Below are 24,592 nucleotides of genomic sequence, written 5' to 3' on the forward strand. Positions count from 1 at the left end.
TCACGCACGATCGGTACGAGCGGCCGGGGCCAGCCTCTTCGCCAGCACCGCTCCCATCTCGGCGAGCGGCCGCGGCCCCATCAGGTCGTTGTGGGCGACGGCCACCCGGTGGATCTCCAGACCGCCGTCGAGGTGGTGCAGCCAGTCGGCCGGGTCGCCCGCCGGGTCGACCGTCGCCGCGAACATCAGGGCGTCCGCCCGGCAGCGTCCGGTGACGGAACCCGCTTCGACGCGGAAGCTGTTGGCCATCACCCGCTGGAGCCGGCGCAGCTGCTCCTCCGACAGACCGGCGAGCTCCTTGCCGGAGGACCGCATCGCGGCCATCACCCGGCCGAACTCCGGCGGACCGTCGAGGTCCGACGCCTCCATGCCGATCGCCACCAGGATGCCTTCGAGGAACTCGCCCTCGGAGAAGGAAGCGGCGGGCTCCTGCTCCGTACGCGGATAGGCGTCCAGCAGGGCGAGCAGTTCCACCTCCTGTCCGGCCAACTCCAGTTGCCCGGCCATGGCGTGCGCGACCCGGCCGCCGAGCGACCAGCCGAGCAGCCGGTAGGGGCCTTCGGGCTGCACGGTACGGATACGGGCCACGTAGTCGGCGGCCATCTCCTCGACGGAGTCCGGCAGCGGCTCGTCGTCGCCGAGCCCGGCCGACTGGAGGCCGTACAGGTCGACCTCCGCGGGCAGATGCTCCGCGAGACCGGCGTAGGGCCAGCTGAGCCCGCCCAGCGGGTGCACACAGAACACCGGCGCCCCGGTGCCGCCGGAGCGCAGCGGCAGCAGCCGGCTCAGCGGTCCCGCCGCGTCGGCCCGTGCGAGCCGGACCGCCAGCGCCGCCACCGTCGGCGCCTCGAAGATCGCCACCACCGACATCTCGGCGCCCAGCCGGTCCCGGACCCGGCTGATGAGCCGGGTGGCGAGCAGGGAGTGGCCGCCGAGTTCGAAGAAGTTGTCGTCGATCCCGACCGTGTCGTGGCCGAGCAGTTCGGCGAAGATCTCGCAGAGCGCCGTCTCGGTCCCGTCGCGGGGCGTGCGGCCCGGCGGACGTTCCAGCAGGTGCGGCGCGGGAAGTGCCTTCTTGTCGACCTTCCCGTTGGGGGTGACCGGTACGGATTCGATCACCGTGTAGTGGGCGGGCACCATGTGGGCGGGCAGCACGGTGGCCAGATGATCGCGCAGCGCCGCCGGGTCGGGGGGCGTCCCCGGGTCGGCGGACGTGAGGTACGCGGCGAGGCCGGTGCCGCCCGTGGGTGCCGGGTGCACCGTCACGACGGCGCTGCCCACCAGGGCGTGCCGCGCGAGCGCGTGCTCGATCTCGCCCAACTCCACGCGCTGGCCGCGGATCTTCACCTGGTCGTCGGTGCGGCCGAGGAATTCGATCACCCCGGTCCGGGTGATCCGGGCCAGGTCCCCGGTGCGGTAGAGCCGGGAGCCGGGCGGGCCGTAGGGGTCGGCCACGAACCGCTCCGCCGTCAGACCGGGCCGCCCGCGGTAGCCGTGGGCCAACTGCACTCCGCCCAGATACAGTTCACCGCCGCTGCCGACCGGGGCCGGGGCGAGCGCGGCGTCCAGTACATAGGTTCTGGTGTTCCAGACCGGCCTGCCGATGGGGACCACCACAGTGTCGGAGTCGGTCGCGCAGTCCCACGCCGTCACGTCCACGGACGCCTCGGTCGGCCCGTAGAGGTTGTGCAGCCCGGCCGGCAGCAGGGCACGGAACCGGTCGCGCAGCCCGGCGGGCAGCGCCTCACCGCTGCACAGCACACGGCGCAGCCCGGTGCACCGGGCCGCCTCGGGCCCGGCGAGGAACACCTCCAGCATGGACGGGACGAAGTGGGCGGTGGTCACGCCCTCGTCCTGGATCAGCCGTGCCAGGTACTCCGGGTCCCGGTGACCGCCGGGCTCGGCGGACACCTGCACCGCACCGGTCACCAGCGGCCAGAAGAACTCCCAGACCGACACGTCGAAGCCGGAGGGGGTCTTCTGCAGCACCCGGTCGTCCGGGCCGAGCGGGTAGGCGTCCTGCATCCACAGCAGCCGGTTCACTATGCCCCGGTGCGGCACGACGACGCCCTTCGGGCGGCCGGTCGAGCCGGAGGTGTAGATCAGATACGCCGGGGAGTCCGGCAGCGGTCCCGGCAGTGCCACGGTGGCGGGCAGGGCTGCCAGCTCCGCCTCGGTGCCGGGGACATCGAGCACGAGCAGCTTCCCGGCGGCGCCCGCTCCACTCCCGGGGAGGCCGTCCCGCCCTTCGCGCGTGGTGATCACGACGGCCGGGGCGGCATCATCCAGCATGTACGCGATCCGCTCGGCCGGGTAGTCCAGCTCGACCGGCAGATAGGCCGCGCCCGCCCTGATCGTGGCCAGGAGGGCGACGGTCAGCGCGGCGGAGCGGGGTACGGCGACGGCGACGGTGTCGCCCCGGCGCACTCCGCGGGCGATGAGGAGGGCGGCCAGCCTCGCGGACCGCGCGTCCAGTTCCGCGTAGCTGAGGCGGGTGTCCCCGGCCACCAGCGCGAGCCCGTCCGGGGTCTTCTCCACCTGGGCGGCGAAGAGTCCGGCGATCGTCTCCGGCTCGGGGCCCGACGCCGTCGCCGCCGGCAGCTCCAGCACCCGCGCGGTGTCGTTCCACCCGGTCAGCAGCTGCTCGCGCTCGGCGGCGTCGAGGATGCCGATCCGGCTGAGCGGCGTCAGCGGGTCGGCGGTGCCCGCGGCGAGGAGCCGGACCAGCCGTTCACCGATGTGCCGGACCGTGCTCCCGTCGAAGAGGTCGGCGCTGTAGTCCACCGTGACCTCGATACCGGCCGGAGCGCCGTCCAGGTCGGTGCGCTCGACGAAGTTGAACCCGAGGTCGAACTTGGCCGCACCGCCCTCACCGTCGACAGGACGCGCCACCAGGCCCGGCAGGTCCAGCGAGGCGACCGCGTTGTTCTGGAGCACGATCATCACCTGGAACAACGGATGCCGCGCCATCGACCGCGACGGCTGCAACGCGTGCACCAACTGCTCGAACGGCAGATCCTGATGCGCGTACGCCGCCAGATCCGCCACCCGCACCCGGTCCACCAGCTCCCCGAACCCCGGGTCGCCGGACACATCCGCCCGCAGCACCAGCGTATTGACGAAGAACCCGACCAGATCATCCAGCGCCGCGTCCGTACGACCCGCGATCGCCGTCCCCAACGCAATGTCCGACCCGCCGCCCAACCTCGACAACAACCCCGACACACCCGCCTGCAACACCATGAACAGACTCGACCGCGACGACCGCGCCAGACCGGCCAGTTTCCGGTGCAGCCGCGCGTCGAGTTCCAGTGTCACGGTCCCGCCGCGGTAGCTCGACACCGCGGGGCGCGGCCGGTCCACCGGCAGGCTCACCTCGTCCGGTAGGCCGCTCAACGCCTTCTGCCAGTAGGCGAGTTGCCTGGAGATCGGTGATTCCTCGTCGTCCTCGCGCCCCATGACCTCGCGCTGCCACAGCGCGTAGTCCGCGTACTGCACCGGCAACGGCTCCCAGCCGGGAACACTGCCCGTCGCCCGTGCCCGGTACGCCACGCCGAGGTCGCGCGCCAACGGCGCCTGCGACCAGCCGTCCCCGGCGATGTGGTGCACCACCACACACAGCACATGCTCATCGGCCGACACATTGAACAGCGTCACCCGCACCGGCAGTTCGGCCGCCAGATCGAAGCCGACCGAGGCGACCCGGCCCAGCGCCGCGTCCAGCTCGCCGGCCGCGACGTCCCGCACCTCGAACGGCACGACCGCGTCCCCGGCAGCGACGACATGCTGCCACGGCTCACCGCCCACTTCAGGGAACACCGTCCGCAGCGACTCATGGCGCCCCACCACATCCACCAGCGCCGCCCGCAGGGCCGCCACGTCCAGCGCACCGGACAACCGCACACCCAGCGGAATGTTGTACGTCCCGCTCGGACCCTCCATCCGGTTCAGGAACCACAACCGACGCTGCGCGAACGACAACGGCACCCGCACCGGACGCACCATCGGCACCAACGCCGCACGACCGCCCGACGACGAACCCACCACCCGCTCCGCCAACGCCACCACCGTCTGCGCGTCGAAGATGTCCCGGAAGGGCAGCTCGATGCCGAACAGCGAACGGACGCGGCTCACCAGACGGGTGGCCAGCAGCGAATGCCCGCCCAGATCGAAGAAGCTGTCGTCGATCGACACCGACTCGACACCGAGCAGCTCGGCGAACAGCTCGCAGAGCGTCCGCTCGACATCGTCGCGCGGCGCGCGGGCCTCGCTGTGCCGCGGGTCGGGCAGCGCCGCACGGTCGATCCGCCCGTCAGCGGTGTACGGGAGCGCGTCGAGCTCCACGTAGTGCGCGGGTATCGCGTGGTGCGGGAGCGCGGCGGCGGCGTGCGCCCGCAGGGTCGCGGTGTCCGCCGGAGCCATCGGGTCGGCGGGGACGTGGTACGCCACCAGCGCGATGTCGCCCGAGGGGCCCGGCCGTGCGGTCACGGCCGCGGCGGCGACGTCGGCGTGCCCGGCGAGGACGCCTTCGGCCTCGCCGGGTTCGATGCTCCGGCCGTCGACCGTGAGCCGGTCGTCGGTACGGCCCAGCAGCTCGATCGTTCCGTCGCGGGTGATCCGGGCCAGGTCGCCGGTGCGGTGGAGCCGGGAGCCGGGCGGGCCGTAGGGGTCGGCCACGAAGCGCTCGGCCGTCAGACCGGCCCGTGCGTGGTAGCCGTGCGCCAGCTGGACTCCGCCGACGTAGAGCTCCCCCGCGCTGCCCGGGGGCAGGGGGGTGAGGTGGGCGTCGAGCACAAAGGCGCGGCTGTTGCGGACCGGTCGCCCGGCCGGTGGGTACGCCCCTTCGGTCCCGGTGGCGCCGGACCACGCGGTGACGCCGGACGACGCCTCCGTCGGCCCGTGCAGGACATGCAGTTCCGCGCCGGGCACGGCCTGCCCCAACCGGTCGCGCAGTCCGGCCGGCAGCGCCTCACCGCTGCACAGCACATGGCGCAGTCCGGTGCACCGGGCCGCCTCGGGCCCGGCGAGGAACGCCTCCAGCGGGGCCGGCGCGAAGTGGGCGGCGGTCACCCCTTCGCTCCGGATCAGCCGGGCCAGCCCGACCATGTCGCGGTGGCCGCCGGGCGGGGCGACGACCTGGGCGGCGCCGGTCACCAGCGGTGCCAGCAGCTCCCAGACCGATGCGTCCAGGTCCGCGGGCGCCTGGTGCAGGACGCGGTCGTCCGCACCGAGCCCGTGGGCGTCCCGCATCCACAGCAGCCGGTTCACGACGGCCCGGTGCGGCAGGACGACTCCGCGCGGGACGCCCTCCGGGTCGGCGGTGGGGATCAGGTACGCCGGGGAGTCCGGCAGCGGTCCCGGCAGCGCGGCGGTGGCCGGCAGGGCGGCCAGGGCCTCTTCGGTACCCGGGTCGTCCAGCACCACGACCGAGGAGTCCGGCTCCTGGAACAGGGACCGGCAGTCCCGTGCGGTGATGACCGCGGCGGGTGCGGCGTAGGCCAGCAGTCGGCGTATGCGCGCGGCGGGGTGGTCCGGCTCGATGGGCAGGCAGACCGCACCCGCCCGCAGCACCGCGAGGTGCGCGACGGTCAGTGCGGCGGAGCGGGGTACGGCGACGGCGACGGTGTCGCCCCGGCGCACTCCGCAGGCCACCAGCAGCGCGGCCGCCCTCGCGGACCGCGCGTCCAGTTCCGCGTAGCCGAGCCGGGTGTCACCGGCCACCAGCGCGAGCCCGTCCGGGGTCTTCCCCACCTGGGCGGCGAAGAGCCCGGTGACCGTCTCCGGCCCGGGACCCGACGCCGACAGCGGCTCCGGTGCCCGGACGGTGTCGTTCCCCCCGGTCAGCACCTGCCGCCACTCGCGTGATTCGAGCAGATCGAGCTGGCTGATGGGCATGGACGGGTCGGCGGCGCCCAGGGACAGCATGCGTACCAGCCGACGTCCCAGGTCCGTCACCGTTGCCTCGTCGAAGAGGTCGGCGCTGTACTCCACCGTGACCTCGATACCGGCCGGAGCGCCGTCCGGGTCGGTGCGCTCGACGAAGTTGAACCCGAGGTCGAACTTGGCCGCACCGCCCTCACCGTCGACAGGACGCGCCACGAGACCCGGCAGGTCCAGCGAGGCGACCGCGTTGTTCTGGAGCACGATCATCACCTGGAACAACGGATGCCGCGCCATCGACCGCGACGGCTGCAACGCGTGCACCAACTGCTCGAACGGCAGATCCTGATGCGCGTACGCCGCCAGGTCGGTGACCCGGACCCGTTCGACGAGTTCTCCGAACCCCGGGTCGCCGGACACATCCGCCCGCAGCACCAGCGTATTGACGAAGAACCCGACCAGATCATCCAGCGCCGCGTCCGTACGACCCGCGATCGCCGTCCCCAACGCAATGTCCGACCCGCCGCCCAACCTCGACAACAGCCCCGACACACCCGCCTGCAACACCATGAACAGGCTCGACCGCGACGACCGCGCCAGGCCCAGCAGATCCCGGTGCAGCCGCGCGCCCAGCTCCACCGGGACCAGACCGCCGCGGTAGCTCGACACCTCGGGGCGCGCCCGGTCCACCGGGAGTCTCAGCTCGTCCGGCAGCCCTGCCAACGCCTCACGCCAATAGACCAGTTGACCGGCGATCGCCGAATCCTCGTCGTCCTCGCCGCCCAGGACCTCGCGCTGCCACAGCGCGTAGTCCGCGTACTGCACCGGCAACGGCTCCCACCGCGGAGCCTCCCCCGCGACCCGTGCCCGGTACGCGACCCCCAGGTCGCGCGCCAACGGCGCCTGCGACCAGCCGTCCCCGGCGATGTGGTGCACCACCACACACAGCACATGCTCATCGGCCGACACCTTGAACAGCCGTACGCGTACGGGCAGTTCGTGCGCCAGATCGAAGCCCGTGGACGCCGCCGAAGCCAGTGCCGCGCCAAGCTCGTCGGCCGCGACCTCCCGCACCTCGAACGGCACGGTCAGGTCCCCGGCCGTGACCACCTGCTGCCATGGCTCACCGCCCACATCGGGGAACACCGTCCGCAGCGACTCATGGCGTTCCACCACATCGGTCAAGGCCGCCCGCAGGGCCGCCACGTCCAGCGCACCGGACAACCGCACACCCAGCGGAATGTTGTACGTCCCGCTCGGACCCTCCATCCGGTTCAGGAACCACAACCGACGCTGCGCGAACGACAACGGCACCCGCACCGGACGCACCATCGGCACCAACGCCGCACGACCGCCCGACGACGAACCCACCACCCGCTCCGCCAACGCCACCACCGTCTGCGCGTCGAACAGGGCGCGTACCGGCAGCTCGATCTCGAAGACGCTCCTGATCCGGCTCACCAGACGGGTGGCCAGCAGCGAATGCCCGCCCAGATCGAAGAAGTTGTCGTCGATCGACACCGTCGGAACGCCCAGGACCTCGGCGAACAGCCCGCACAGCATCTCCTCGTGCGGGGTCCGCGGCGCCCGGCCCCCGGAGGGGGCGGCACTCAGGTCCGACACCGACGGGGCGCCGCCCGTGACCGGGGCAGGGCGGGGGACCTCCCAGCCCGCGGGCAGGGCGACCGACTCCAGCACCTCGGCGACCGGCCGGGTGCCGTCCTCGGAGAGGGTCCGCAGGACGGCCTCCAGACGGTCGAGGAGGCCGGCGACGGTGTCCTCGGCGAACAGACCGGTCCGGAATCCCAGGCGCAGTTGGAGGCGTCGGCCGGGGACGGCGATGAGCGTCAGCGGGTAGTGCGTGGCGTCGGACCCGGAGGTCCCGGTGATCGTGAGGTCCCCGAGTGAGCCCCGCAGGCTCTCGGCATCCACCGGGTAGCTCTCGAAGGCGACCAGAGTGTCGAAGAGTTCACCGTGTCCGGCGGCCCGCTGGATCTCGGTCAGCCCGATGTAGTGGTGGTCGAGCAGGGCCGACTGCTCGTCCTGGACCCGCAGCAGCAGCGCCCGCAGCGACTCGCCCGCGTCCAGCCGGATACGTACCGGCACGGTGTTGATGAAGAGACCGACGATGCCCTCGACACCCTCGATCTCCGGCGGGCGGCCGGACACGGTCGCGCCGAACACGATGTCGTCGCTGCCGGTGAGCCGGGCCAGTTGGAGGCCCCACGCCACCTGCACCATGGTGTTGACGGTGATGCCGAGCCTGCGGGCCAGCGCGGCCAGCCGACCGCTCTGCTCCTCGGACAGATCGAGGGTGAGCCGGCCGGGCAGCCGGGAGACGGTGTCGTCGGCCTGCGGGGCCACCAGGGTGGGAGCGCCGAGGCCGTCGAACGCGTCCCGCCACGCCGCCAGTCCGGCCTGCTTGTCCTGTCGGCGCAGCCAGGCGAGGTACAGCTTGAACGGTGTCGCGGGCGGCAGTCCCGCCGCGTCGCCGCCGCGCCCGTAGAGCGCGAACAGCTCTCCGAGGACGAGCGGCATGGACCAGCCGTCCAGCAGGATGTGGTGGCAGCTGAACATCAGCCGCCAGGCGCGCCCGGTCAGGCGCACCATCGTGAACCGCAGCAGCGGCGGGTCGGAGAGGTCGAAGCGCACGGCCTCCTCGGCCGCGGACAGCTCGGCCAGCCGCCTCTCGCGCTCGCCCTCGTCCAGCCCGGACAGGTCGTGCACGACGACCGGGGTCGCGAACTCGCGCGGCACCACCTGGACCGGCTTGCTCAGGTTCTCCGACAGGAAGCCGGCCCGCAGGTTGTTACGGCGGATCAGCAGGGCCCGTACGGCGTCGCGGAAGACGTCCAGGTCGAACGGCCCCTCGAAGTCGACGGCCAGCCGGACGGTGTAGACGTCCAGCGCGCCCTCGTCGTAGGTCGCGTGGAAGAACATTCCCTCCTGCAACGGCGCGAGCGGCAGGATGTCCTCAAAAAGATCCTTGCGGGTCACCGGGTCTTCCTCCACTCAGCTTCCAGTACCCCGAGATCGTCGAGTTCGAGGTCGATCAGTGACAGGTCCGACAGGGCGAGGCCGGCCGGCTCCCCCTCGGCGGCGTGCTCCGAGAGGGCGGTGAGCGCGCGGAACCATCCCTCGGCCAGCGCGTGTACGTCGTCGTGGCTCAGCAGGCGTCGCGGCCAGGTCCAGTTGGCGACCAGCCGGGGGCCGTTCACGTCGTCCTGGACGAGCACGTTGAGCGATACGGAGTGCGTGGCGGGCATGCCGGGGTCGCCGCCGAGCTCCCGGAGCACCTCGCCGTCCGCGGACATGGTCCATCCGTCGGCCCCGGCGTTCGGTGCCGACCGGTCACCGGAGGCCGCCTCGCCCCAGGCTGTCGCATCCCCGGCGGCTCCGTCCCCGGCGGTCGTGTTCCCGGCGACTTCGGCCCGGCCCAGGTAGTTGAAGCCGAACTGCGGTGTGCCGAGCGCGGCCAGCTCCTCGCGGGTGCGCGGGTTGAGGTGGCGCAGCAGGCCGAAGCCCACGCCCTCATCCGGCATCTCCCGCAGCGTCTCCTTGACCCGGTCGAGGGCCTTGTGCAGGGCGGCGGGGTCGGTGAGGACCCGGCCCCACGACACCGGCCCGAGATCCAGCCGTACCGGCGCGAGGCTGGTGAACCAGCCGACCGTACGGGAGATGTCGAGGTCGGCCCCCTCCGGGATCTGCCGGCCGTGGCGCTCGACGTCGACCAGCACCGCGGTGCCCGCGCCCAGCCCGCGCCGCCGCCGCCAGTCGGCGACCGCCAGGGTGAACGCGGTCAGCAGCACGTCCTCGACGCCGCCGCGCATCGCGGCGGGCACCTTCGTCAGGAGCGGTTCGGTGACCGTTTCCGGCAGGGTCAGGACGAGCGCTTCCTGGGTGCCCATGGTGTCGACGGCCGGGTCCCGCGGCTCCGCCGTCACCGGGACGTCCTCGGGGGCGAGCTGGTCGGCCCACCAGGAGACCCGGTCCTCGCGGGCGGGTTCGGCGGCCGTCTCGGTGAGCCACTGCGCCCACCGGCGCCACGAGGTGCCGACCGGCTGGAGCGTGGCGTCCCTGGACTCGTACGCCGCCTGCCACGCCTCGGCCAGGTCGGGTACGAGAATCCGCCAGGACACCCCGTCGACGGCCAGGTGGTGGCCGAGGACCAGCAGCCGGCCCGGCTCGTGGGGACCGGCGTCGAACCAGACGACCCGTACGATCGCGCCCTCGGCCGGGGACAGGCGCGACACCGCCCGCTCCGCCTGTTCGGCGATGACGGCCCGTACCTTCTCGCCGTCCGCACCGGCGATGTCGACCCGGCCCACACAGCCGGACGGGTCCACCGCGCCGCGCGGCCGGACCGCGTAGGACCACTCCCCCGCGCGCACGGTCAGCCGCAGCCGCAGCGCGTCGTGGTGGTCGAGCACGGTACCGACCGCGGAGGTCAGCGTGTCCAGGGTGACCTCCGCGGGCACCCGCAGCAGCACCGACTGGTGGAACCGCTCGATACGGCCGCCGTGGTCACGCAGCCAGTGCGTCATCGGGGTGAGCGGCACCTCGCCGATACCGGCGTCGGGGTCCTGCGGGGCCAGTTCGTCGACGGAGCGGGCGACCGCCGCGAGTCCGGCGACCGTCTTGTGCGCGAACACGTCCCGGGGGGTGATGACCAGCCCGCCCTTGCGCACCTCGCTGACCAGCTTGATGGAGACGATGCTGTCGCCGCCCAGCTCGAAGAAGTTGTCGTCGGCGCCCACCTCGGGCAGCGAGAGCACCGTGCCGAACGCCTCGGCGAGCACCTTCTCCGCCTCCGTGGCGGGCCCCTGGCCCTCGCCGCCGGTACGGGCGGACCCGGGTGCGGGCAGGGCCGCGTGGTCCAGTTTCCCGTTGACCGTCAGGGGCAGACCGTCCACGACCACGAACGCCTGCGGCACCATGTACTCCGGCAGCCGCCCGGCCGCCCACGCGCGCACGGCGGCGATGTCCGGGCCGGTGCCCTCCTCGGGCACCACATAGCCGACGAGCTGGCGTACACCGGGCCGGTCCTCACGGATGACGACGGCCGCGCCGTCGACCCCGGCACAGCCCGCGAGTACGGATTCGATCTCGCCCAGCTCGATGCGGAAGCCCCGCAGCTTCACCTGGCTGTCCCGGCGGCCGACGAACTCCAGCACTCCTTCGGCGCGCCACCGCACCACATCACCGGTGCGGTACAGCCGGGCCCCCGGAGCACCGAACGGGTTCGCCACGAACCGCTCCGAGGTCAGCCCCGCACGCCCCAGATAACCGCGCGCCAGCCCCACCCCGGAGACATACAGCTCCCCCGGCACCCCCACCGGGCAGAGGTTCAGCGCGGCGTCCAGGACATGGACCCGGGTGTTGGCGATCGGCCCGCCGATGGGCGGGGTGACCGTGCCGTCCACCGGGTCGCTCGCCGTCGCGCACACCGTGGTCTCGGTCGGCCCGTAGGCGTTGATCACCCGGCGGCCGGGCGACCACCGGGCGGCCAGCTCGCGGGGGCACGCCTCCCCGGCGGTCACCAGGGTCAGCCCGGCGGGTGCCGCCTGCGGATCGGCTCCGGACAGCGCCGTCGGGGTGAGGGTGGCGTGTGTGATCCGCTCGGTGGTCAGGAAATCGGTGAGGTCGGTGCCCAGCACCGGACCGTCGGACGGGGTGAGGACCAGAGCGGCGCCGTTGAGCAGGGCCATGACCGTTTCCCAGGCGGACGCGTCGAAGCTGGGGGCGGCGAACTGCCCGATCCGGCTGGTGCTGTTCACCCCGAGCCGGTCGGCGTGCCAGGCGGCGAGGCTGACCAGTCCCCGGTGCGTGACCGAGACGCCCTTGGGCTGCCCGGTGGACCCGGAGGTGTAGATCACGTACGCGGGGTGGTCGACCGACAGCGGCGTACGGCGGTCGGCGTCGGTGACCTCGGCCCCGGACAGCGCCGCGAGCGCCTCGACGGCCTCGGGGCCGTCGAGGACGAGCGGATCGGTGAGGTGCTCCGGGAGCCGGGCGGTCAGGCCGGAGACGGTGACCACGAGCGTGGGTTCGCTGTCCTCGATCATGTACGCGATCCGGTCGGCCGGATGGTTCGGATCGACCGGTACGTAGGCTCCGCCGCAGGTCATCACCGCGAGCAGCGCGGTGGTGAGGTCGACCGACCGGGGCAGGACCAGGGCGACCCGGTCCTCCGGTCCGACACCGCGTGCGATCAGCAGCCTGGCGAGCCGCGCGGCACGTGCGGCCAGGGTGGCGTAGTCCACGGTGACGCCGTCACCGGCCACCGCGGGCCGGGCGGGGACGGCGGCGGCCTGCCGGGCGAACAGGTCCGGGACGGTACCGGCGGGCACCGGCCGGTCGCTGTCGTTCCAGCCGTCGAGCAGGTCCTCGCGCTGTGCCGGCGGCAGGATGTCCAGGAGCCGCACCGGCCGGACCGGGTCCGCGACGACGGCGCGCAGCAGGGCGATCAGGTGGCCGACGACGCGCTCCGCGCTCGCCCGGTCGAACAGGTCCGTGCTGTAGCCGAGGATGCCGGAGATCCCGCCCCCGGCGTCCTCGGCCAGGCTGAGTTCCAGGTCCACCTTGGCGACCGGCAGCAGCAGGTCCTGGCCGGTGACCCGCAGGCCGGGGAGCTCCAGCTCCCCCGAGGTGTTGTTCTGGTAGGCGAGCAGCACCTGGAACAGCGGGTTGTGCGACAGCGAGCGGTCGGCGCCGACGAGGTCGACCAGCCGCTCGAAGGGCAGGTCCTGGTGCGCGTAGGCGCCCAGTGCGGTGGTGCGGGCCCGGCGCAGCAGCGCGACGAAGCCGGGGTCGCCGGACACATCGGTGCGCAGGACCAGCGTGTTGACGAAGAACCCGATGAGGTCGTCGGTCGCCGCGTCCGTCCGGCCCGCGACCGGCGTACCGATGGGGATGTCCGTTCCGGCCCCGAGGCGGGACAGCAGTGCGGCCAGCGCGGCCTGGAAGACCATGAAGGGGGTGGTGTCGGTCCCGGCGGCGAGCTTGCGCAGACCGGCGCCCAGTTCGGGGTCGATCGTCACCGGCACGACGGCGCCCCGGTGAGTGGCCACCGGCGGGCGCGGCCGGTCGGCCGGGAGTTCCAGTTCCTGCGGGGAGCCGAGGAGCTGTTCGGCCCAGTAGGCCCGCTGCGAGGCGGCCAGGCTGTTCTCGTCCCGCTCGTCGCCCAGCAGCCGCTGCTGCCACAGCGTGTAGTCCGCGTACTGCACCGGCAGCGGCTGCCAGTCCGGTGCGGCGCCGTCCAGCCGGGCCCGGTACGCCTCACCGAGGTCGCGGGCGAGCGGGGCCTGCGACCAGCCGTCCCCGGCGATGTGATGGACGACGACGCACAGCACATGCTCGCCGGGGGCGGTCCGGAAGAGCCGGGCCCGTACCGGCAGGTCGTGCGCGAGGTCGAAGCCGACCGCACCGGCCGCGTCCAGCGCGGCGGACAGCTCCGCCTCGGGCAGGTCGCGGACCTCGATGGCCACCGTCGCCGATCCGGCCGCGACGACCCGCTGCCACGGCTCGCCGTCGGTGTCCGGGAACACGGTGCGCAGCGCCTCGTGCCGGCCCAGCACATCGCCGAACGCGGCTCTCAGCGCGTCGACCCGCAGCTCTCCGGAGAGCCGGACGGCGAACGGGATGTTGTACGTGGCGCTCGGCCCCTCCATCCGGTTGAGGAACCACAGCCTGCGCTGGGCGAACGACAGCGGCACCCGTTCCGGACGCTCGGCCGGGCGCAACGGCGTCCGGGCCGCCGAGGGGGTGTCCGTCAGCCGGACGGCGAGCCGGGCCACGGTCGGTTCCTCGAAGACCCGCCGGATCGACAGCTCGACGCCCAGGACCGCCCGTACCCGGCTGACGAGCCGGGTGGCGAGCAGCGAGTGGCCGCCCAGCTCGAAGAAGTTGTCGTGGACGGACACGGCGGGCAGCCCGAGCACCTCCTCGAACAGCCCGCACAGCAGCTCCTCGTGCGGGGTCCGCGGTCCGCGGGTGTCCTCCGCGGTGTGCTCGGGAACCGGCAGCGCCTTCGTGTCCAGCTTTCCGTTGGTGGTCAGCGGCAGCGCGTCCAGGACGACGACCGGCCGCGGGACCATGTACTCCGGGAGCCGCTCGCCCGCCCAGGCGCGCAGTTCGTCCGGGTCGAGCGGGGTGCCCGCGGCGGGCACCGCGTAGCCGACGAGCTGCCGGACACCGGGACGGTCCTCGCGGACCATGACGGCGACCTGGCCGACCGCCTCGTGGCCCGCGAGTACGGATTCGATCTCGCCCAGCTCGATGCGGAAGCCCCGCAGCTTCACCTGGCTGTCCCGGCGGCCGACGAACTCCAGCTCCCCGTCGGTGCGCCACCGCACCACATCACCGGTGCGGTACAACCGGGTGCCCGGAGCACCGAACGGGTTCGCCACGAACCGCTCCGAGGTCAGCCCCGCACGCCCCAGATAACCGCGCGCCAGCCCCACCCCGGAGACGTACAGCTCCCCCGGCACCCCCACCGGGCAGAGCCGCAGGTCGCCGTCGAGGACGTAGACCTGCTTGCCGTCGAAGGGGCGGCCGATCGGCACCGGGTCCGGCACGGGCCGCTCGGCGGTCAGCGGGTGCGCGGCGGCGATGACGGTGACCTCGGTCGGTCCGTACGCGTCCACGACCGTGATGTCCGGGCAGGCTTCCAGGACCTGGCGCACCGACGCGGCGGGCACCGCCTCACCGCCCGCCCACACCTCGCGCAGCGGCCGGAACGTCTCCGGTGCCTCGGCGGCGATCAGCCGGAACAGGCCGGTGGTGAACAGGGCCGCGGTGACCCGGCCCTCGGTGAGGGTCCTGGCGATGGTGGCCATGTCCAGCTCACCGGGCGGGCCGACGACCAGGGTGCCGCCGTTCAGCAGCGGGGTCCACATCTCGTACGTCGACGCGTCGAACGCGTGGGCCGAGTGCATCAGCACCCGCTCCTGCGCGCCGCCCGCGAACCGGCTGTCGGCGACCAGGTCCCCGATGCCGCGATGGGTGACGGCGACCCCCTTCGGCCGGCCCGTCGAGCCGGAGGTGTACATGACGTAGGCGATCCGCTCCGGGCCGGGCGGCATCGGCACGCCGCCCTCGGGCACCGGGTGGCTCGCGGGCAGGTCGCCCTGCTCCAGGACCAGCGAGGTCCCGCTGTCGCTCAGCACGTCCGCGCGCCGGGAGCGCGGCCAGCGGTGGTCGATGGGTACGTACGCGGCGCCCGCCCGGAGCACACCGAGCACGGCCACCACGAAGTCGACGGAGCGGTCCATGGCGATGCCGACCGGCTCCTCGGGGCGCACACCGCGCTCCAGCAGCCAGGCGGCGATCTCCTCCACGCGGGCGGTCAGCTCCGCGTACGTCAGCGACCGGTCGCCGCGGACCACCGCCTGCCGGTCCGGGTGCTCGGCGGTGCGCAGCGCGAGCAGTTCCGGCACCGTGCGCCCCGGTGCCGGGACGGGGACCGGGTTCCATCCGTCGAGCAGCCGTGACCGCTCGTCGGCGTCCAGCAGCTCGACCGCGCCGGCCCGCGCGGAGGGCTCGTCGGCGAAGGCCGTGAGCAGGGCGGCCAGCCGCTCGGCGAAGCCCTCGATCTCGGTCTCCCCGAAGGCGTCGGACCGGTAGGTGAAGCGCAGTTCGAGGGACGGGCCGGGGATGACCATGAGGGCGAGCGGGTAGTGCGCGCCGTCCGTGGAGAAGAAGTCCGCGACCGACAGCCCGCCGGGCAGGGTGAGCGTGGCCGGGTCGACCGGGAAGTTCTCCAGCACGGTGAGGGTGTCGAACAGGTCGCCGTGCCCGGCCGCCCGCTGGATCTCCGCCAGACCGAGGTGCTGGTGGGCCATCAGCGTCCGCTGCTCGTCCTGGAGCCGCCCGCAGAGCGCGAGCAGCGACTCCTCGCGCCGGATCCGGACCCGCACGGGCACGGTGTTGAGGAAGAGCCCGACCATGGTGTGCACACCGGGGATCTCCGGTGAGCGTCCGGCCAGCGTCATGCCGAAGGTGACGTCCCGGCGGTCGGTCAGCCTGCCCAGCAGCAGTCCCCACGCGGCCTGCACCACGGTGTTGAGGGTGATGCCGTGCTCGCGGGCCCGCTCGGTGAGCCGCCGTGCCGTCTCCGGGGGGAGCAGGTGACTGACCCTGCTGGGCAGCACCGATGTGGAGCGGTCGTCGGGCATCGCGGCCAGCAGGGTCGGCTCGGCGAGCCCGTCCAGCGCACCGCGCCAGGCGCTGACGGCGCCCTCGCGGTCCTGCTTGGCGAGCCACGCCAGGTGGTAGCGGTACGGGGTGACCGCGGGCAGCGCGGTGGCGTCGCCGCCCGCGGCGTACAGCTCGAACAGCTCGCGTACCAGGACCGGGGCCGACCAGCCGTCCAGCAGGATGTGGTGGTTGGTCACCAGCAGCCGGTGCCGGCCGTCCGCGACCCGGACCACGGTGAACCGCAGCAACGGGGGCGTGCGCAGGTCGAAGCGGGCCGCGCGGTCGCGTTCGGTGATCTCGCGCAGGGCCGCTTCCCGCTCCCGCTCGGGCAGCCCGGACACATCGCTCTCGTGCCAGGGCAGTTCGACCGCCTTCGGGATGAACTGCAGCGCACGCGGGCCGTCGTGCCGGAATCCGGCGCGCAGGTTGCCGTGCCGTTCCAGCAGGGCGTGCGCGGCGGAGCGCAGGGCCGGCACGTCGAGCGGGCCGTCGATGTCCATGCCGAGCTGCATGACGTAGACGTCCGGGCCCGACCGGTCGTCGTACTGCGCGTGGAAGAGCAGACCCTCCTGCAACGGGGTGAGCGGCAGTACGGCTTCCAGCGACGACTTGTCCTTCGTGCTCATTCCGAAACGCTCCATTTCGACTCGAACTGATCGAGTTCGTCCTGCGAGACCAGGTCCATGTCCCACTCGCTTCCGGCGGCCGGGCCCGGCGTGGCGGCCTCGGCGGGCTCCGGCGCGGCGATCGCGGCGATGGCCCGCACGGTGCGGTGGGCGAACACGTCCTGCGGGGTGAACCGGAGCCCCTCGGCGCGGGCCCGGCTGACGAGTTGGATCGAGACGATGCTGTCGCCGCCCCGGCGGAAGAAGTCGTCGTCCACCCCGGCGCGGGAGAGCCCCAGGACCTCGGCGAAGAGCCGGGCGAGGGTCTTCTCCCCGGCGGTCACGGGCGCGGCGCCGGAGGCGGGCTCCGCCGCGTCGGGCGCGGGCAGCGCCTTGTGGTCGAGCTTGCCGTTCAGCGTGACGGGCAGGGCGTCCAGCAGGACCAGCGCGGCGGGCACCATGTGGTCGGGCAGCCGCTCGGCCAGCGCGTCCCGCAGCTCGGCCACCAGGGCGCCGCTCCTGCGGCCCACGAGCGGGTCGTTCGCGTACCGCGCCGGGGCCGCGCCCGGGAGGTACAGATCCCGGTAGGCGAGCACCGCGGCACCGTCCGAACCGCCGCCACGGTAAGCGCCGTTGAGGCCGTTCGCGCTGCCCGTGCCGTCCGTGCCGTCCGTGCTGCTCGTGCCGTCCGTGCTGCTCGTGCCGTCCGTGCTGCTCGTGCCGTCCGTGCTGCTCGTGCCGTCCGTGCCGTCCGGAGCGTGCTCCGGTACGAACACGGCGTCCAGCCGGCCGTCGTCCGCCCCCGCCGTCCAGGTGACCAGCGCCCGGTAGCCGAAGGGCGAGCCCACCTCGTGCAGCTCCGTGACATCGACGTCCGCCGACACGGGGCCGTCGGTCCCGGCCACTGCGGCCAGGTCCGCACCGAGCCTGCCGTTGGGGATGCCGGTGACCCGCAGCCCGGCCGGGTGCGCCTCGCGCAGCCGTGCGGCCAGTACGTCGAGGCCGCCGATGCGCTCCCAGGAGACGGCGGGCACCGCCGCCAGGGAGACCGGGGCGGCCGGCCGCTTGTGCAGGACCACGTCGTAGCGGTAGCGGCTGAGCTCGTTGGCGTACTCCCCGCGCTTGATCCGGATGTCCGCACCGCCGAAGCCGTCCAGCACTCCGGCGAGGCTGTCGAACAGGGCGGGATCGACCAGCAGTTCGGTCTCGCGCTCCACGGCCCGGTCCACCGCGTACCGGGTGGCGTCCTCGCCGTCGCCGGGGCCCGCCAGGCGGTGGATGGCCGTCCGCATGCAGCGCAGCAGCCGCAGATCGCGGATGTCGCCGAGGAAGACCGTGCCGGTGTCGCCGAGCAGCGCGAACGCCTTCGTGATGACGTCGGTCAGGTAGTCCACGCTCGGGAAGTACTGCGCCACCGAGTTGATCACGACGGTGTCGAACGTCCCCGCGGGCAGGTCGTCCAGGGCGTGCGCCGGGGTCGCGGTGAACCGGGTGCGCGCCGCCAGTTCCGGGTCCCGCGCGGTCTGCCGCCGCAGGGTGGCGATCACCTCGCCGGACAGGTCGGTGCCCCAGTACAGCTCCACATGGGGGGCGACCGGCGCCATGATCAGCCCGGCGCCGACGCCGATCTCCAGCACCCGGCGCGGCCGCAGCTCCAGAATCCGGTCGACGGTCGCCGCACGCCAGGCCCGCATCTCCGCCTCGGGCAGCTCGGATCCGTCGTAACTGCTGTGCCAGCCGCTGAAGTTCTCGCCGAGCGGCGGGCCTTCCCGGTCCGGGGCGCCGTAGACCTCGTCGTTGATGACCTGCCACTTGCCGACCTGATCGGTCTCCAGGCCGGTGTCACGGGAACCGGCGTCGCGTCCGGCGGGCACCACATAGCCGACCAGCCTGCGCTCACCGGGCCGGTCCTCCCGGACCACGACGGCGGCCGTCTCCACCTGCGGCTGATCGGTCAGCGCGCTCGTGACCTCGCCCAGCTCCACCCGGAAGCCGCGCAGCTTCACCTGGTCGTCCGCCCGGCCCCCGAACTCCAGCACGCCCCCGGCCCGCCAGCGCACCACGTCGCCGGTGCGGTACATCCGCTCCCCGGCCGTGCCGAACGGGGAGGCGACGAAGCGTTCCGAGGTGAGCCCCGGCCGGCCGAGGTAGCCGCGGGCCAGGTTGACCCCGGACACGTACAGCTCGCCGAGGACGCCGGGGGCGACCGGGCTGAGCCTCGCGTCGAGCACGTACACCCGGGCGTTGGCGATCGGGGTGCCGATCGGCGGGGTGAGCGCCCCGGACAGCGGCGCGCTCATCGTGGCGCACACCGTCGTCTCCGTAGGGCCGTACGCGTTGATCATGCGGCGGCCGGCCGACCAGGTCCCGGCCAGCTCCGCCGAGCACGGTTCACCGGCGACCGTCAGCACCATCCCGGCCGGCACGGCGGCGGGGTCGAGCCCGGTCAGCGCGATCGGCGGGATCGTCGCGTGGCTGATCCGCAGGCCGGTCAGGAACCGGGCCAGTTCGTCACCGAGCAGCAGGCCCTGTTCGACCGGGAGCACCAGCGTGGCACCGGCGAGCAGGGCGACGCAGGTCTCGGACACCGCGGCGTCGAAGCTCGGTGCCGCGTACTGGACGACCCGGCTGTCCGGCCGGACAGCGAACCGTTCGCCCTGCGCGGCGGCCAGGTTGCCGATGCCCCGGTGGGTCACCACGACACCCTTGGGCCGGCCGGTCGAGCCTGAGGTGTAGATGACGTAGGCGGCCTGGTCGAGCGCGACGGGCACCCGCCGCTCCGCGTCCGACAGCGGGGTGGCGGGCCGTGCCGCGACCACGATGGCCGTCCCCGGGTCGTCGAGCACGATCCTGGGCAGGTCCGGGATCACCTCATCGGCCTGCGGGGCCACCGACCTGATGGTCAGCAGCAGCGCGGGCGCGGCGTCGTCGGCCATGAAGGCGACCCGCTCACGCGGATAGCCGGGGTCGACCGGCACGAACGCGGCACCCGCCGTGACCACGGCGAGCTGCGCCACGAGGAGGTCCAGCGACTTCGGCATCACCAGCAGGACACGGTCCTCGGCGCCGATCCCGCGTGCGATCAGATGGCGGGCGAGCCGGTTGACCCGCTCGCCCAGCTCCGCGTAACGCAGCTCCCGCTCACCGGCCACCACCGCGAGGGCACCGGGGGTGCGCACCACCCGGTCGGCGAACAGTTCGGGCAGGGTGCCCGCGGCGACCTCGCACGCGGTGTCGTTCCACTCGACGAGGATGCGCTCGCGCTCGTCGGCGCCCAGCACGTCCAGCTCGCTCAGCCGACTCTGCGGCCGTCCGGTCGCCCGGTCCAGCAGACGCGTCAGCCTGCTGATGAGCAGCTCGACGGTGGCCTCGTCGTACAGGTCGGTGGCGTACTCGACGGCGCAGGTGGTGTGGTCCGGTCCGCCCCCCTCGCCCCGCACCTCGCGGAAGTCGAAGAGGAGGTCCAGTTTGGCGGTGTGGGTGACGGCGGGTTCGATCCAGGCGTCGAGACCGGGCAGGTCCAGCCCCGGTGTCGCGTTGTTCTGGAAGCCCAGGCCGATCTGGACCAGCGGGTGCCGGCCGGCCGAGCGCTCCGGGTTGACGGCCTCGACCAGCCGCTCGAAGGGCAGGTCCTGGTTGGCGAAGGCGGCCAGGCCGTCCGTGCGGGCCCGGCCCAGCAGGTCGGCGAAGCTGGGGTCCCCGGTGAGGTCGGTGCGCATCACCAGGGTGTTGACGAGGAAGCCGACCAGGTCGTCCAGCGCCTCGTCGGTCCGTCCCGCGATCGAGATGCCGAGCGGGACGTCCTCACCGGCTCCGAGCTTGCTCAGCAGCACCGCCAGCGCGGTCTGCACCACCATGAACGGGCTCACGTCGTGCTCGCGCGAGCACCGTGTCAGCTGCCGGTGCAGCGCGGCCGGCAGATCGAAGCGCAGGGTCTCGCCCCGGTAGGAGGCGACGGCGGGCCGGGGCCGGTCGGTGGGCAGGGTGACTTCCTCGGGAAGTCCCCGCAGGTACTCCGTCCAGAAGGCGAGCTGGCCGGAGATCGCCGAGCCCGGGGTGTCCTCGTCGCCCAGGATCTCGCGCTGCCACAGGGTGTAGTCCGCGTAGCTGACGGGCAGCGGCTGCCACTCCGGGAGGTCGCCCCGGCAGCGGGCGGTGTAGGCGGTCTGGAGGTCGCGGGTGAGCGGCACCAGGGACCAGCCGTCGCCCGCGATGTGGTGCACCGGCAGGAGCAGCGCGTGTTCCCGGTCCGACAGGGCGAACAGGTGCGCGCGGATGGGCGCCTCGGTGGCCAGGTCGAAGCCGACGGCGGCGCGTTCGGTCAGCGCCCCGGCCAGCCGGTCGGCGGTGATGCCGGTGACGCCCATGACCGGCGTCGCCTCCTCGGCGGACAGGATGTGCTGGCGCGGGGTGCCGTCGCGGTCGGGGAAGACGGTGCGCAGGCTCTCGTGCCGGGCGACGACATCGCCGATCGCGGCCTGAAGGGCCGTACGGTCCAGATCGCCGTTCAGCCGCACGACGAGCGGGATGTTGTACGTGCCCGAGCCGCCGTCGATCTTGTCGATGAACCACAGCCGCAGCTGGGCGAAGGAGAGCGGGATCTCCTCCGGCCTGTCCATGGGGGTCAGCGGGCGCCGGGCGCTCGGTACGTCACCGTTGCCCGCGAGCCAGGCGATCAGCTCGGCCGGGGACGGGGCCTCGAAGACGGTACGGATGGTGAGTTCGACGCCGAACGCCGCGCGGACCCGGCTGACCAGCCTGGTGGCGAGCAGCGAATGCCCGCCCAGGTCGAAGAAGTTGTCGTCCATGGAGACCGACGGCACGCCCAGGATCTCCGCGAAGAGACCGCAGAAGATCTCCTCCTCCGGGGTACGGGCCGGCCGGCCGCCGACGAGGCCCGTCAGGTCCGGGGCGGGCAGGGCCCGGGTGTCGAGCTTCCCGTTCCCGGTCAGCGGCAGCGCGTCCAGCTGCACGAACCAGCTCGGCACCATGTGCTCGGGCAGGGCGGCGGCCGTGTGCTTGCGCAGGTCGGTGGTGTCCAGGGCGACCCGGCCCCCGGCGCCGTGGCCGCCGATGACGTAGGCCACCAGCCGCCGGTCGTCGGGGGTGTCCTCACGGACGACGACGGCAGCCTGCCGCACATCGGGGTGCCGCAGGACCGCGGCCTCGATCTCGCCCGGCTCGATCCGGAAGCCGCGGATCTTGACCTGCTGGTCGGCGCGCCCCAGGTACTCCAGGTTCGCGCCGCCGTCCGCGGCCCAGCGGGCCAGGTCGCCGGACCGGTACATGCGCTGTCCCGCCGGGCCGAAGGGGTCCGCGACGAACCGCGTGCAGCTCAGGTCCGGCCGCCCCAGATAGCCGTCGGCCACCGCGGGGCCGCCGACGTACAGCTCACCGGCGACCCCGGGCGGGACCGGGCGCAGCGCGGTGTCCAGCACGTAGACGCGCAGGTCGTCGAGGCCCCGGCCGATCATGCTGCCGGTGCCGGCCGACGCGACGGACGCGTCGAGCATCAGCTCCGTGGTGTGCACGGTGGTCTCGGTGATGCCGTACATGTTGACCAGCAGCGGGGCGTCCTCGGCGTGCCGCTCGTACCACTCGGCCAGCCTGCCGAACTCCAGCGCCGCACCGCCGAAGATCACCCGGCGCAGGGCGAGCCGGCTTCCGGTCCCCGGGTCGTCCCGGTCGGCCTGGACCAGCTGGTAGAACGCCGACGGCGTCTGGTTGAGGACGGTGACCCGCTCCCGTACCAGCAGCCGCAGGAACTCCTCCGGCGAGCGGCTCACCGCGAACGGCACCACCACGAGCTTCCCGCCGTGCAGCAGGGCGCCCCAGATCTCCCACACCGAGAAGTCGAAGGCGTAGGAGTGGAACAGCGACCACACGTCGTCCGGCCCGAAGCCGGACCAGGACGCGGTCGACTCGAAGAGCCGGAGCACATTGTGGTGGGCGACCACGACACCCTTGGGCCGGCCGGTAGACCCGGAGGTGTAGATGACGTACGCGGCCTGGTCGGGCAGGACCGGTCCGCCGCGCTCGGCGTCCCGGACCGGGGTGTGCGCCAGCGCGGCCAGTTCGGCCGCCGTGTCCGGGTGGTCGAGCGCGATCTCCGGTGTGCCCGGCACCGGCTGGGCGAAGGTGTCGCGCCGTGCGGTGATCACGGCGGTGGGCCGGGCGTCGGCCAGCATGTGGGCGACCCGGTCCGCGGGGTACTCGGGGTCGACCGGCAGATACGCCGCGCCGGCCTTCAGCGTCGCCAGCAGCGCCACGGGCAGGTCCACCGAGCGCGGCATCGCCAGCGCGACGAGCTGACCGCGCCGCACCCCTCGGTCGATCAGCAGCCGGGCCAGCCGGTTGGACCGCTCGTCCAGTTCCCGGTAGGTCAGGGCCCGGTGGTCCGCGCCGTCGGGGCAGACCACCGCCGTGCGGTCCGGATGGGCCGCCACGGTGCCGGCGAACCGCTCGGTCAGGGTGGCGCGTTCGGCTGCCGCGGGCGTCCGGGCGGCGCCGCCCCACTCGCCGACCAGCCGCTCCAGCGTCTCGGGCTCCACGATGTCCAGGGCGCCGACCGGGCGGTCGGGATGCGCGGCCAGCTCGCCGAGCAGCCGGATGATCAGGCGGTGGTGCTGCCGCGCCGCGTCGGGGCTGTAGACGTCCGGGTTGGCGGAGAGGTCGAGCTGGAGGCCGCCGTCCTGGCGGCCGACCACGATCAGCGAGAGGTCGTCGTCGTGTCCGGCCATCAGGGGGTGCAGGGTCGTCGGCAGACCCGCGACGCGCAGGGCCGGGGCGACGACATGGAGGTTGAGCCTTGGCCCGAGCAACCGGCCGTCGGAGCCCAGGAGTCCGAGGTCGCGCCGCAGGTCCTCGTAGCGGTAGCGCTTGTGCCGGGAGACGGCGCGCATGCGCTGGTGGGCGTGGCGGACGAGTTCCGTCGCCGTCATGTCGGGGCGCACCGTCATCCGTACGCCGACCACGTTGGACACCATGCCGGGCACGGTGCGGGCCGCGGCCGTGGTGCGGGCGGCGACGGACAGGGCGATCACCACGTCGCTGCTGCCGGTGATCCGGCTGGTGTACACGGCGAGCGCCGCCAGCACCGCGGCGGGCCAGCCGACCCGTCCGGCACGGGCCGCGTCGCGGATCTCGTCGCCCTTCGCGGCCGATACGTACGCGGTGTCCCGGAACAGGCCGGTGGGCAGCGCCGTCGGACGGTCACCGAGGCTCACGGCGGCCGGCCTGTCGGCGAACTCCCCCGTCCAGAAGGACTGGTCCTCGGCGAACTCGGCGGACCGCCGGTAGACCAGTTCGTCCTCGATCAGCTCGCGCAACGGCGGGAACGCCCCGTCGGCCGGGTCCTGCCCCTCGGTGAGCCGGGTGTAGACATCGGCCAGACGGGAGGCGATGAGGCTCGCGCCGAAGCTGTCCATCACCAGGTGGTGGTAGCGGTAGTAGAAGAGGAACCGGTCCTCGGCGACCTTGATGAGCGCGAAGCGGTACAGCGCGCCCCCGATCACCTCGACCGGGGTGTTCGCGTCCGCCCACATCCACGCGTCGGCCTTCTCGTCCGGCCGGTCCTCGGCGGCGAGGTCCAGGACATGGACCGGCTGCGCCGACCAGTCGGTGACCGGCTCGATCACCTGTACCGGACCGGACCCCTCGTCGGTGAACCGGGCACGCAGCGCCTCGGTCTCCACGACGATCCGGCGCATCGCGGTGGCGAACAGCACGGGATCGACGGCCCCCGCTATTTCCAGGTAAAGGGCCGCGTTGAACGTCGCGTTCGGACCGCTGAGGCTCTGCGCGTACCAGATTCCGGCCTGGCCGGCGGTCAGCGGCAGAACCGTGGCTGACGAGTCAGACATCTGTCCTCTGTTTCTTCGGGCCAGGCCGACCTTCGAGTCGGTCGGTGA

General features: G+C 73.3%; 3 protein-coding genes. All 3 read right to left on the reverse strand.

Annotated elements, in window-relative coordinates; genetic code table 11:
- From OG251_RS18130 to OG251_RS18140, 3 genes are read right to left on the reverse strand one after another with little or no spacing between them, the layout of a single operon-like run.
- Entirely contained in the window at positions 1-8,877 is an 8,877-nt protein-coding gene (locus tag OG251_RS18130) for a non-ribosomal peptide synthetase (RefSeq protein ID WP_326678171.1), read from the reverse strand.
- Positions 8,874-16,703, reverse strand: coding sequence for a non-ribosomal peptide synthetase (locus OG251_RS18135; protein ID WP_326678172.1), 7,830 nt, complete (start codon positions 16,701-16,703; stop codon positions 8,874-8,876). Before OG251_RS18135 ends, OG251_RS18130 begins: the two co-directional genes overlap by 4 nt.
- On the reverse strand, positions 16,700-24,544 hold the full coding sequence (locus OG251_RS18140; protein WP_326678173.1) for a non-ribosomal peptide synthetase: 7,845 nt from the start codon (positions 24,542-24,544) through the stop codon (positions 16,700-16,702). Before OG251_RS18140 ends, OG251_RS18135 begins: the two co-directional genes overlap by 4 nt.
- Positions 24,545-24,592: the final 48 nt, after the last annotated feature.

The organism is Streptomyces sp. NBC_01237 (assembly GCF_035917275.1).
Taxonomy (GTDB): domain Bacteria; phylum Actinomycetota; class Actinomycetes; order Streptomycetales; family Streptomycetaceae; genus Streptomyces.

Excerpts from the sequence above, each read along its gene's own strand:
- OG251_RS18135 (WP_326678172.1), bottom strand. The coding sequence starts at position 16,703 with ATGAGCACGAAGGACAAGTCGTCGCTGGAAGCCGTACTGCCGCTCACC.
- OG251_RS18140 (WP_326678173.1), bottom strand. The coding sequence starts at position 24,544 with ATGTCTGACTCGTCAGCCACGGTTCTGCCGCTGACCGCCGGCCAGGCC.